The sequence below is a fragment of the Achromobacter sp. 413638 genome, assembly GCF_043119405.1.
Taxonomy (GTDB): Bacteria; Pseudomonadota; Gammaproteobacteria; order Burkholderiales; family Burkholderiaceae_B; genus Achromobacter.
The window spans coordinates 1-11760 of sequence record NZ_JBICCO010000087.1 but is presented as its reverse complement, the minus strand read 5'-3'; the positions used below and the strand labels follow the sequence as shown (position 1 = coordinate 11760).

Genomic DNA, 11760 nt, shown 5'->3' with positions numbered 1-11760 from the left:
GCCGGTTCAGTCCGCGCCAGCCGGCCGCGGCGCCCGCGCGCGGCGCAGCAGCGGCACCGCGCCCAGGGCGCACAGCGCCATCACCAGGAAGCCGCCGGGCGCATAGTGCCGGTACAGCGCGCCGCCCAGCTGGATGCTGGCGAACATGAAGACCCCGCCCGACAGCAGCGCGTACAGCGCGATCGCCGAGGTCTTGGCCGTGGCCGGCGCGCGCGCGGCGATGTGCCACATGATGGCGGCGTTGTTGCCGGCCAGCGTGAAGCACTGCAGCAGCTGCAGGACGGCGATGGCGGTGGGGTCGGCGGTGATCGCCAGCCCGGTCCATCGGATCGCCGTCATCACGGCCGAGATCAGGATCAGCCGCGGCGCGCCGACGCGCGCCAGCACCTTGGGCGCGGCGAAGAAGAACAGCACCTCGCTGGCCACGCCCACCGCCCACAATAGTGATATCAGCGCGGTGGACAGGCCCTGGGCCGTCCAGTGCAGCGTCGAATAGGAATACAGGAAGCCGTTGCTGGCCTGCACCAGCGAGGCGGCGGCGATGCACAGCAGCAGCGGGCGGTCGCGCAGCACGGCGCGCATGGGCGTGACGCCCGGCGTCGCGGGCGCGGCGTCCGGCGCGGGCCGCGCGGCCCGGGGCAGCAGCCGCAGCATGGCCAGGCAGGCCACGATCATCAGCATGGGCAGCCACATCACCCAGTTCACGCCGTGGGTCTTGATGAGATAACCGCCGCTGACCGTCATCAAGGCGAAGCCCAGCGAGCCGCAGGCGCGGATGAGGGTGTAGGAATTGCCCTGGCCGCGCCCGCTGGCGATCGCCATGCGGTCCAGCAGCGGCAGCACCGAGGGGAAGACGGCGTTCAGCAGCAGCGTGACGGCGAACAGCCAGGCCGGCGTGGCGGCCAGCGGATAGCAGGCGTAGAGCAGCAGCGAGCCGATCAGCGCCGCCGCGATCAGCGCATGGGCGCGGCCGGTCTGGTCGGCGACGTGGGCGACGACAGGAGTGGACAGGATCTTGGGCAGCAGCGCGGTGGCGACGATCAGGCCGATGAAGGCGCTGTCCAGGCCGCGCTCGGCGAACCACAAGGGCAGGAAAGGGATGCTGACGCCCTGCAGGCCGTAGTACAGGAAGTAGAACCCGTGCAGGGCGATGGCGCCCTGCCGGGCGTCGGGGTTGCCGCGCATGGCTGGAGGGGGGACGAAGGCAGGAATGAAGCCGCGTAGCATACTCCTGCCGCCGGGTCCCACGCCTTGACGCCTACCAGGGCAGCGGGGCTTTTTCGCCGTTGCCGTGCTCGCCGTAGTAGATGGACGGCAGGAAGCGCGACAGGTACGTGAATTCGGTATAGCAATGCCGCAGCAGCGCCAGGCCCAGTTCGTCCGCCGCGTCGCGCTCGGGCTGCGCGCTGGACTTGCCCAGGTAGAAGCGGCTGCGCAGCACGCAGCCGAAGGGCGTGTCGCGCGCCAGGTGCACCATGTCGCCGTCCAGCGGATCGCCGTGCGCGTCCAACTGCGCGTGGTCGCCGAAGCCGATGCGCGCATAGACGGCGGCCGAGACATCGCCGGCCTCGGTGGCGGCGCGCAGACGGGCGTCGCCGAAGGCCTCGGCCGGATCATGGAATTTCAAGCGCGCCGCCACGGGCGGGATGTCGGCCAGCGACTCGACCGCATGGATCGACGCGCCCACATAGCTTTCGCCGCGCCGCCAGTGGCTGTCCCAGCCGCGATGCTCGACGTGATCGTGCGGATGCCACCACTTGATGTGCTGGGTGGTTTCGAAGAACTTGAACCACCAGTCCAGCATGCGGCCCTTGCAGCCATGCAGGTCGGTGCGCACGGCCACCACCAGCAGGCCGTTGTCCAGGCGGGTGATGCCGGTCTCCAGGCGCAGCGGGGCGGGATCCAGCAGGGGTTGCAGGTCGGCCAGGATGAGGCTGGCGTGGGGGGCGTGTGTGTCCATGTTCGAGGCTCCATCAAAGATATCGAAGGGTTGGAAACCCGATTCTATAATAAAGAAACGAATAACGTTTCCTAAATAAAAGGGACGTGTAAGATGCCGTCTGCACACAGGAGGACGCCACCGATGGCGCAAGGCAAGATCCGATCGACCACGACAGGCGCCGGCCAGGCGCGGGACGCCGCCGCGCCCGCCCCGCGCCCGCGCGGCCGGCCGGCCCGGCCCGAGGCCGAGCAGCGCGCCGCCGTGATGGCGGCGACCACGTGGCTGCTGCTGAACGAGGGCTATGCCGCGACCACGCTGGAAGCGGTGGCTCGGCGCGCCGGCATGGCCAAGAAGACCGTTTACCGTTATGCCAGCGACCGCGAGGACCTGGTGGCCCAGGTCGTGCGCGGCTGGACCGACGGCTTCGCGCCGGTGATGGCGCAGGACGTGACCAGCGTGGATGAGGTGCTGCCGGCGCTGGCGCGCGTGCTGCAGGCCATCGCCGAGCGCGTGCTGTCGGCCGACGCGGTCGGCATGTTCCGCCTGCTGACGGCGGACTTTCCGGGCCGCGACGCGCTGTTGCGGGCCTACCAGGAGAACGGCATCGAACGCGGCACGGCCATGTTGGCCGCCTGGTTCCAGCGCCTGGCCAGGCGCGGACTCATCCAGGTGAGCGAGCCCCGCGTCGTGGCCGGCCTGCTGCTGTCCATGGCGATCGCCGAACCGCTGCGCGCCATGGCGCTGGGGCTGACGCCGCCGCTGCCCGAAAGCTCGATCGGTGAACGCATACAGGCCTGCCTGGCGCTGTTCGCCGGAGACGCCAAGGTCTTCGCGCTGCGCGCCGCGTGATGCGGTCCGCGCGCTGTTCAGCTTGCCGCAAGGCCGGCGTGGCGATTTGGCAAAGCGCGCGCATGGCGATACCCTGAATAGGCAACGGCGCGTTCACGAGATGCGCCGCAGGCATTTTTCTCTAATCATTCCAAGGAGCAGAAACCCATGGCCAAGCAACTGAATGAGAAGACCGCCAAGGCCGCCAAGGAACGCCGCAAGCGTCCGCTGGCCACGCCCACCGACCTGTCGTCCGCCGCCACGCGCGACATCTCCGCCGCGCTGAACCAGGTCCTCGCCGACGTGTTCGCGCTTTACCTGAAGACCAAGAATTTCCACTGGCACGTCAGCGGCCCGCACTTCCGCGACTATCACCTGCTGCTGGACGAGCAGGGCGACGAGCTGTTCGCCATGACGGATCCGCTGGCCGAGCGCATCCGCAAGATCGGCGGCACCACGCTGCGCTCCATCGGCCACATCGGCCGCACCCAGCGCATCCAGGACAATGACGCCGACTACGTGCAGCCGCTGGACATGCTGGCCGAGCTGCGCGAGGACAACAAGATGCTGGCGGCCTCGCTGCGCGAGGCGCATAACGTCACCGACGAGCATCGCGACATCGCCAGTTCCAGCCTGATCGAGAACTGGATCGACGAAACCGAGAAGCGCACCTGGTTCCTGTTCGAGGCCAGTCGGCAGGGCGACGGCACCGGGCATTGAGCGCCGGGCCGCCGCGTCCGTCACGGATACACCAGGACTGGCTTGTCCTGGTAGCGCGCCGGGAAGACCTTGGCCAGGTTCTCCACCTTCGGCACGTCGTTGACCATGATGTACATGCTGTACGGATGGCGCACCAGATAGTCCTGGTGGTAGTCCTCGGCGCGATAGAAGGCCTTGAGCGGCTCGATCGTGGTGGCCATCGGCTTGCCGTAGACGCCCGCGCGGTTCAGCTGCGCGATATAGGCCTCGGCCACCTGCCGCTGGCCGTCGCTGGCGGGGAACACGGCGGAACGGTACTGGGTGCCGGTGTCCGGGCCCTGGCGGTTGAGCTGGGTCGGGTCGTGCGCCACCGAGAAATAAATCTGCAGCAGCTGGCCGTAGCTGACCTGGGCCGGGTCGTAGGTGATCTCCACGGCTTCGGCGTGACCGCTGCGGCCGCCGCTCACCGTGTCGTAGTTGGCGGTGGACGCCTGTCCGCCCGCATAGCCGGAGACGGCCGAGCTGACGCCCTTGACGTGCTGGAACACGGCCTGCACGCCCCAGAAGCAGCCGCCGGCCAGCACGGCTTTCTCCTGCGCGGCGCCGGCGGGCGCGTCTTGCGCGGGAGGCGGGATCAGGACGGCGGTCTCGGCCGAGGCGGCAATCCCGGGCAGCGTGGCGGCGAGGGCGCAGGCGGCCGTCAGCAGGCCGGGAAGTTTGCGCGACAGGAATGAGGCAGGCATGGCGATGGATCCTATGGTTTGGGGGGTGAGGCGGCGCGTGTGTCTCAGCTCTGCGCCGTGAAGCGCAGCGCGACGCCGTTCATGCAGTAGCGCAGGCCGGTCGGGCGCGGGCCGTCGTCGAACACGTGTCCCAGATGGCCGCCGCAGTTGGCGCAATGCACCGCCGTGCGGACCATGCCGAAGGTGCGGTCCTCGGTCTCGCCCACGGCGTCCGGCAGGGGCTGCCAGAAGCTGGGCCAGCCGGTGCCGCTGTCGAACTTGCGGTCCGACGAGAACAGCTTGTGGGCGCAGCCGGCGCAGGTATACAGGCCCTTGCGGTGCTCGTTGTTCAGCGGACTGGAATAGGGCCGTTCGGTGGCCTCGCGCCGCAGCACCTCATATTCCTCGCGGCTGAGCCGTTCGCGCCATTGCGCGTCGCTGAGCGCATAAGGAAACGATGCGGCGGCCGGCTGCGCGGCGCGGCTGCCCAATGCGGGGGCCAGCGCGGCGGCCAGCGCCGCCGCCGCGCCCGTGCCCAGGAAGCGTCTGCGTCCCAGTGTCATGGCTTGCTCCTTGCTTGTATCGCGGGACCGGCCGGCGCCTGGTCGTGGCGCGTCCGGGCCGGTCCCGCTCCATGTCGGTGACGGCGCGCGTCGCGCGCGCCGGCTTGCTTACTTGGACATGCCATCCTTGCTCATGCCGTCCTTGGACATGCCGCCTTTCGACATGCCATCCTTCGACATTCCGTCCTTCGACATTCCGTCCTTCGACATCCCGTCCTTCGACATCCCGTCCTTGGCCATGCCGCCCTTGGACATGCCATCCTTCGACATGCCGTCCTTGGACATCGCATCCTTGGCCATGCCGTCCTTCTTCATGCCGTCCTTGCCCATGGCGTCCTTGGACATGCCGCTTTTCTGCATGCCGTCCTTGCTCATGTCATCGGCGGCATGCGCGGCGACCGCGCCGAAGGCCAGGCACAGGGAAAACGCGGCGGTGGTGAGAGTCTTCATGATGATTTCCTTCAATGGTGATGAGTGCGGGAGAAAAAGAGCGAGATCCACCTAGCTGCCGCCGAACCAGTTGTAGCCCTGGTCCTCCCAGTAGCCGCCCGGGTAGGTGTTGGTGACGAAGATCGCTTGGATATGCTTGGGGTTCTTGTATCCAAGCTTGGTGGGCATGCGCAGCTTCATCGGGAAGCCGTATTCCGGCGGCAGGGTCTTGCCGTCGTAGGTCAGCGCCAGAATGGTCTGCGCATGCAAAGCGGTGGGCATGTCGATGCTGGTGTAGTAGTCGTCGGCGCACTTGAAGCCTACGTAGCGCGCGCTCAGGTCGGCGCCGACGCGCTTGAGGAAGGCCGAGAACGGCACGCCGCCCCATTTGCCGATGGCGCTCCAGCCCTCGACGCAGATGTGGCGCGTCACCTGGTCGATCTGCGCCATCCGCCGCAGCTCGTCCAGCCGCCACTGGCGTTTGTCCGCGACCAGGCCGCTGACCTCCAGGCGGAACGATTCCTCGTCCACGTGCCGGACCTCATCGATGCCGTAGTAGGCATTGAACGGAAACGGCCGCGTGATCATCGATTCCGGATAGGTGGGCGCGAGCTTGTCGGGGTCGAACAGCCAGGCCTGCACGCGGTCGTTCCAGCGCGAGACGACGCCCAGCGCTTTTTCCGCGCTCTCGTTGTCCGACAGCGAGCAGCCGGACAGCATGGCCAGGCCGCCCAGCGTCAGTCCACGAGCGAGGAAGGCGCGGCGGGCGGGCGCGTCCAGGCGACGCTCCACCAGGCGCGAGGCTTCGCGCAACACGGCCGGGCCGTCGATGCCGGGCAGGGACAGGGGTTTGCGAGGCTTCACGTGCGACTCCTTACTTTCCGCGGATCATGGCGAGCAGGCTGCGGGGCACCAGCGCCACCATCGCCAGGTGGACGAAGACGAAGGCGACCAGCAGCGCCATCGCATAGAAATGGATATGGCGCGCCATCTCGTAGCCGCCCAGCAGTTCGCGCAGCACGCTGAACTGCACCGACTTCCACAGCACCAGCCCAGACAGCACCAGCACCGTGATATCCAGCATCACGAACAGATAGGCCAGCCGCTGCACCTGGTTGTAACGGCGCGGATCGGCGTGCGAGAGACGGCCGCGCAGGGCCGCGCCCAGGTCGGCGAGCACGCCGCGCGGGCTCAGGGGGAAGAATTTGCGGCGCAGCCGGCCGCTGGCCAGGTTCAACGCCAGGTACAGAAGACCGTTCAGGCCCAGCAGCCACATGCCGGCGAAATGCCATTGCAGCGCGCCGCCCAGCCAGCCGCCCAGCGTGTAGTCGCGCGGGAAGCTGAAGTCGTAGAGCGGCGAGGCGTTGTAGATGCGCCAGCCGCTGGCGATCATCACCAGCACCGCCAGCGCGTTCAGCCAGTGCGTCAGTCGCAGCCAGCCAGGGTGGATGGCGGGCGCCGGCGGGGCGGCGGGATTCGGGGGGACGGTCGCGGCGGTCATGGCGGTTTCCTGGGCGGCTGGCTTCGGTTGACGCCATTCTTTCCCCGGGGCCGTATCCAAGTCCTCACGCAAACTTAAAAAAAATGTGATAACTCGGCCGCGCCGATTGGCGACAATAGCGCTATCCCATCGCCCGAGCCCCCCATGGAACCCTCCCGCCGCGTGCTGATCGTCGAGGACGACGCCCATATCGCCGAATTGCTGCGCATGCACCTGCGCGACGAAGGCTACGCGGTCGAGCATGCCGCCGACGGCCATGAAGGCATGCGCCGGCTGGAAGAGGGCGGCTGGGACGCGTTGGTGCTGGACTTGATGCTACCGGGCGTGGACGGCCTGGAGATCTGCAAGCGCGCGCGCGGCATGGCGCGCTACACGCCCATCATCATCACCAGCGCCCGCTCCAGCGAGGTGCACCGCATCCTGGGCCTGGAGCTGGGCGCCGACGACTACCTGGCCAAGCCCTTCTCGATGCTGGAGCTGGTGGCGAGGGTACGGGCGCTGCTGCGCCGCAGCGACGCGCTGGCGCGCAACGCCCGCATGGACGCCGGCACGCTGGAGCTGCACGGCCTGGCCATCGATCCGGTGGCGCGCACCGCGCTGCTGGATGGGCGCGCGCTGGACCTGACGCCGCGCGAGTTCGACCTGCTGCATTTCTTCGCCCGCCATCCCGACAAGGTCTATTCGCGGCTGGACCTGCTGAACCAGGTCTGGGGCTACCAGCACGAGGGCTACGAGCACACCGTCAACACGCACATCAACCGGCTGCGCACCAAGATCGAGGACGACCCGTCCGAGCCGCGCCGCATCCTCACTGTCTGGGGGCGCGGCTACAAGTTCGCCGCCACGCAGGGAGACGCGGCATGATCAAGCGCCTGAGCCTGACCCAGCGCCTGTCCGCCGTGTTCGCGCTGCTGCTGTTGGCTTGCTGCGGCGCATCGGCCTGGCTGCAGATGGCGGCCAACGCCCGCTACGAGCAGGAAGTGGTGCAGCGCCTGTCGGGCGGGCTGGCCGGCCATATCGCCGGCGCCAACGAACTGATGGACGCCCAGGGCTGGAAGCCCGAGGCGGTGCGCGCGCTGTTCGACAAGCTGATGGCCGTGAATCCGGCGGTCGAGGTCTACCTGCTGGACCTGGACGGCCGCGTTGTCGGCGATGCCGCGCCGCCGGGCCAGCTCAAGCTGGACCGCGTCGACCTGGCGCCGCTGCGGCGCGCGCTGGCCGGCGGCATGCTGCCCATCATGGGCGACGATCCGCGCAACGCCGGCGCGCGCAAGGTCTTCAGCGTGGCGCCGGCGCGGGCCGGCGGCAAGGACATCGGCTACGTTTACGTGGTGCTGCAGGGCCAGGCCCACGACGAGCTGGCCATGGCCGTGTCGCGCAGCACCGTGCTGCGCACCACGCTGTGGTCGATCGCGCTGGTGGCGCTGCTGGGCCTGGTGGCCGGCCTGGCCGCCTTCGCCCTGATCACGCGGCCGCTGCGCGGGCTGACGCGCGCGGTGCGGGCCTTCGACGGTGGCGACAGCGGCGCGCTGGCGGCGCTGGAGGATGGCGGCAGGGATAGCGACAAGGATAGCGACAAGGCCGGTGGCAAGGATGGCGCCCCGGACGCCGCTCGCGGCGGCGACGAGATCGTCGCGCTGCGGCGCAGCTTCGCGCAGATGGGCCGCCGCATCTCGGAGCAATGGCGCGAGCTGACGCGCCAGGACCAGCAGCGCCGCGACATGGTCGCCAATATCTCGCACGATCTGCGCACGCCGCTGACCTCGTTGCACGGCTATCTGGAAACGCTGCGGTTGAAGGACGCGACGCTCGAAGCCGATGAGCGTCGTCGCTACCTGGACATCGCGCTGGCGCAAAGCCGCAAGGTGGGCCGGCTGGCGCAGGAGTTGTTCGAGCTGGCGCGGCTGGAGTCCGGGCTGGTGCGGCTGGAGCCTGAAGTGTTCTCGCTGCCCGAGCTGATGCACGACGTGGCGCAGAAGTTCGAGCTGGCCGCCGAGGCGCGGCGGCAGCGGCTGCATATGGAAATCCCGCCGGACCTGCCGGCGGTGCGGGCCGACCTGGGCCTGATCGAGCGCGTGCTGACCAATCTGCTGGACAACGCCATCCGCCACACGCCGCCGGGCGGCGACATCGCGCTGCGGCTGGCGCGGTTGCCGCAAGGCCTGCGGGTGCAGGTCGCCGACACTGGCGAAGGCATTCCCGCCTCGCTGCGCGCCGGCCTGTTCACGCGCGCCTCGGCGCTGAGTCATGGCGCGCGCGACGGCGGCGGGTTGGGACTGGTGATCGTGCAGCGCATTCTGCAGCTGCACCAGAGCGAGATCCGGCTGGTGGACCGCGAGGCGCCGGGCGCCTTGTTCCAGTTTGATTTGCCGGCCGCGCGCTAGCGGTGGAAGCATCCATGTCCAAGCTGAAATCCATCCTGTTGCTGTGCGCCCTGGCCGGCGGCGCCTACCTGTGGTTCCAGCTGTCCAACCTGCACATCGCCATCGGCGAGCGCGCGACGGGCGGCTATGACGGCGCGTCGACCCGCTCGCCGGAGGACGTCGACAGGGCGGTGCGCGAGGCCGAGGAGGCGGCGGCGAAGGCGCAAGCCGCACGGCCCGAAGCGCAGCGCGGCAACCAGGCCGGGCCGAGTCAGGCCGGGCCGCGCTAGGCCAGGTCACGCTTCGCGGTCGCCGCCACCCGGCTGACCCGGCCCGCGCCGGCATCCACGTCCAGCAGATCGCCATCGGCCACGGCATCGAGGATGCCGGGCACGCTGGCCAGCGCGGGGATGCCGAACTCGCGCGCCACGATGGCGCCATGGGACAGATAGCCGCCGGCCTCCATGACCAGCGCGCTGGCGCGCAGGAACAGCGGCGTCCAGGCCGGATCGGTGGACGGAGCCACCAGCACGGCCCCGGCAGGCATGGCCAGCCCGGCGGCCGGATCGCGCGCCACGAAGGCGGGGCCGCGCGCATGGCCGGCCGCCACCGGCGTGCCGCGCCAGCTGTCGGCGCCGGGATCGATTCCGGCATCCGCGCCGCGCGGCGCGCAGGGGCCGGCCAGCGCGCCGCCGTCGCTTTCCTCCACCACGTCCGGGTCTTCCGCGCCCGCCCATTGTTGCAGCTGTGTCCTGCGCCACGCGGCGCGCCGGGCCGCCGCGTCCGCCGGCAGTGCGCCGTCGGCCAGGGCCAGCAATTCCTCGACGCTCAGGTGGAACACATCGTCGGGCGCGGCCAGGCCGCCGGGGCCGGCGCAGCGTTCGCCCAGCGCCAGCGCGCAGCGCCTGGCGGCGGCGACGTAGCCGACCAGCACGCTGCGCGCGGCCTCGCGCTGGCGGCAGTCCAACCGCGCGCCGGCGATCAGCAGCCGCGCCAGCGGCCGCTTCCAGCGCGGCAGCGCCGCGTTCAGCGTCCGCCAGGCCGCAAGCGCGGCGGCCTCCTGGCGCGCACGCAGCGCGGCCGGGTCGGCGCCGATCAGGTTCAGCACGCTGTCCAGCAGATAATCCGGCGCTTCGCGCCAGCGCGGATGGCGCAGATAGGTTTCGTAGACGGCGCGATGGCCGTAGCGCTCCAGGAAGTCCGCGAAGGCGCGGCGAAACGGGCTGTCTGGCGGCAGCGCGTCGCGCCAGTCCGAGCCGCGCCGGTCGGGTGCGCGCAGCCAGGCCAGCGCCGCCGCATCGTCGCGCGCCAGCGCGGCCAGATCCATCAGCGCGTAGCTCTGGGCGGCCGTCACGCTGGGCGCGCCGCCAGCCATGAGCGCGGCGGTCAGCGCGTGGCTCTGGCCAGGGCAGGCCGCCTCGACCAGTTCCAGCAGTTTCGACAGGGTGCCGCCGGCCGAGCCTTGCAGGAAGAACAGGTCGTCGGCGGACAGCAGCGCGGTGAATTGCTCGCGCAGCCGTCGGCCCAGCGCCGCGGTGTCCTCGGGCAGGGCTTCCCCGGCCCAGGCGCGGGCGCGCGCGGCCTGTCGCGGCAGCCCGGTATTGGCGGCCAGCCGAATGGGAATGGCGCGGCGGCTGTAGGTCAGGATGCGCCAGCCGTGCAGCCACTTGCGCGCGCGGCCGATGGCCGGCGCGGCGATGGCCGGCTGCGGTCCGCCCAGCATGCTGTTGGTGAGCGCGGGCGCGACGCCGAGCGCGTCGTAGGCCAGCCACTGGATCGTGGACGCGTCCAGGTAGACCCGGCCATGGAACAGCCGGGCCAGCGCCACGCCGGGCCGGGGGCGGTAACCGGCCAGCTCGAAGCCGCGATTCAGCACGCGCAGGCACATGACGCGCAGCGCCTCCCATTCCAGCGCCGACACCGCATAGGGCAGCACCTCGCGCGTGTTGCCGCGCGACCAGTACGAGGGCTGGCCGCGCAGCCCGTCATAGGCATGGCGCGCCGCGGCGGTGATGGGGCGCGCCTGCAGGATCCAGAAACGTTGGCCGTCCCAGGCCCATTCCAGGTCGTGGCCTTGCGCCGAGTAGTCCAGCGCGCGGGCCGCGTCCCGGGCGATCGCGCCCAGCGCTTCGGCCTGGGCCGGCGTCAGCGTGGCGGCGCGCGCCTCATCGTCCCGCGTGGGCCGCAGGCCGGTGCCCTGGCCGTCGGCCAGCGGCCGGCTGGCCTGGCGCTTGGCGCCGATCCGGCTGGCGGCCAGGCGCCACGACAGCGTCGTCGCGTCCTCCCGCAGCCGGTACTCGTCGCCCTCGGCCTGGCCGCTGACCAGCGCCTCGCCCAGGCCCCAGTTGGCGTGGATCAGCATCTCGTCATGGCGTCCGCCGACCGGATCGCGGGTGAAGGCGATGCCCGAGACGCGTGCCTCGATCAGTGGCATGACCACCACGGCCATGCCGCCGTCGCCGGCCAGTCCCAGCCGTTCGCGATAGGCGCGCGCCTGCGGCGTGGCCGCCGAGTCCCAGATGCGGCGCGCGGCCGCGAACGCCGCATCGGCGCCGCGCACGTTCAGGCAGGACAGGTGGATGCCGGCAAAGGACGCGCCCGCCGAATCCTCCTGAGGCGCGGACGAGCGCAGCGCCAGCGGCAGGTCCAGCCAGCCGCGCGCCTCCAGCGCCTGGCGCAAGGCCTGCCGCGGGGCGGGGGGGCCCCCCCACGC

At 70.4% G+C, this 11760-nt stretch carries 13 protein-coding genes; 5 read left to right on the top strand and 8 right to left on the bottom strand.

Features of this window, described 5'->3' with window-relative positions:
• Nucleotides 1-6: 6 nt before the first annotated feature.
• Together ACEU5R_RS26350 and ACEU5R_RS26345 are read right to left on the bottom strand one after the other, a co-directional pair.
• Entirely contained in the window at nt 7-1185 is a 1179-nt protein-coding gene (locus ACEU5R_RS26350; protein ID WP_103274211.1) for an MFS transporter, read from the bottom strand.
• Nucleotides 1186-1258: 73 nt separating this feature from the next.
• On the bottom strand, nt 1259-1960 hold the full coding sequence (locus ACEU5R_RS26345) for a DAPG hydrolase family protein (RefSeq protein ID WP_392412688.1): 702 nt from the start codon (nt 1958-1960) through the stop codon (nt 1259-1261).
• A gap of 123 nt (nt 1961-2083) precedes the next feature.
• On the opposite strand from ACEU5R_RS26345, the gene ACEU5R_RS26340 reads away from it, so the two are divergent.
• The gene (locus ACEU5R_RS26340) at nt 2084-2791 is read left to right on the top strand and encodes a TetR/AcrR family transcriptional regulator (RefSeq protein ID WP_392412686.1); all 708 of its coding nucleotides are present in this window, start codon (nt 2084-2086) and stop codon (nt 2789-2791) included.
• A 147-nt stretch (nt 2792-2938) separates the two neighbouring features.
• Nucleotides 2939-3490: a Dps family protein gene (locus ACEU5R_RS26335; RefSeq protein ID WP_103274214.1), complete on the top strand. Its 552-nt coding sequence runs from the start codon at nt 2939-2941 to the stop codon at nt 3488-3490.
• 20 nt (nt 3491-3510) lie between these two features.
• Here ACEU5R_RS26335 and msrA read toward each other — a convergent pair whose 3' ends face one another.
• The 5 genes from msrA to ACEU5R_RS26310 form a co-directional block, all read right to left on the bottom strand.
• Nucleotides 3511-4212: a peptide-methionine (S)-S-oxide reductase MsrA gene (gene msrA / locus ACEU5R_RS26330; RefSeq protein ID WP_392412684.1), complete on the bottom strand. Its 702-nt coding sequence runs from the start codon at nt 4210-4212 to the stop codon at nt 3511-3513.
• Between the two features lie 44 nt (nt 4213-4256).
• A complete protein-coding gene (msrB, locus tag ACEU5R_RS26325) occupies nt 4257-4754 on the bottom strand; it encodes a peptide-methionine (R)-S-oxide reductase MsrB (protein WP_103274216.1) in 498 nt (165 codons plus the stop codon).
• 108 nt (nt 4755-4862) lie between these two features.
• Nucleotides 4863-5204 carry a pentapeptide MXKDX repeat protein gene (locus ACEU5R_RS26320; RefSeq protein ID WP_392412682.1) on the bottom strand — a complete coding sequence of 114 codons (342 nt, stop codon included), beginning with the start codon at nt 5202-5204 and terminating at the stop codon, nt 4863-4865.
• Nucleotides 5205-5255: 51 nt separating this feature from the next.
• Nucleotides 5256-6047: a molybdopterin-dependent oxidoreductase gene (locus tag ACEU5R_RS26315; RefSeq protein ID WP_103274218.1), complete on the bottom strand. Its 792-nt coding sequence runs from the start codon at nt 6045-6047 to the stop codon at nt 5256-5258.
• A gap of 10 nt (nt 6048-6057) precedes the next feature.
• The gene (locus ACEU5R_RS26310; protein ID WP_392412680.1) at nt 6058-6684 is read right to left on the bottom strand and encodes a cytochrome b/b6 domain-containing protein; all 627 of its coding nucleotides are present in this window, start codon (nt 6682-6684) and stop codon (nt 6058-6060) included.
• A 144-nt stretch (nt 6685-6828) separates the two neighbouring features.
• Here ACEU5R_RS26310 and ACEU5R_RS26305 point away from each other — a divergent pair, with 144 nt between their 5' ends.
• The 3 genes from ACEU5R_RS26305 to ACEU5R_RS26295 are packed head-to-tail and all read left to right on the top strand — an operon-like array spanning nt 6829 to nt 9337.
• Complete coding sequence (locus ACEU5R_RS26305; RefSeq protein ID WP_103274220.1) at nt 6829-7548, top strand: response regulator transcription factor; 720 nt, start codon at nt 6829-6831, stop codon at nt 7546-7548.
• Entirely contained in the window at nt 7545-9068 is a 1524-nt protein-coding gene (locus tag ACEU5R_RS26300) for a HAMP domain-containing sensor histidine kinase (RefSeq protein WP_103274221.1), read from the top strand. Before ACEU5R_RS26305 ends, ACEU5R_RS26300 begins: the two co-directional genes overlap by 4 nt.
• A 14-nt stretch (nt 9069-9082) precedes the next feature.
• Nucleotides 9083-9337, top strand: coding sequence for a hypothetical protein (locus ACEU5R_RS26295; protein WP_103274222.1), 255 nt, complete (start codon nt 9083-9085; stop codon nt 9335-9337).
• Here the strand turns inward: ACEU5R_RS26295 and ACEU5R_RS26290 are convergent.
• On the bottom strand, nt 9334-11760 hold a 2427-nt coding region (locus ACEU5R_RS26290; protein WP_392412678.1), incomplete at its 5' end, for a PEP/pyruvate-binding domain-containing protein. The genes ACEU5R_RS26295 and ACEU5R_RS26290 overlap by 4 nt on opposite strands.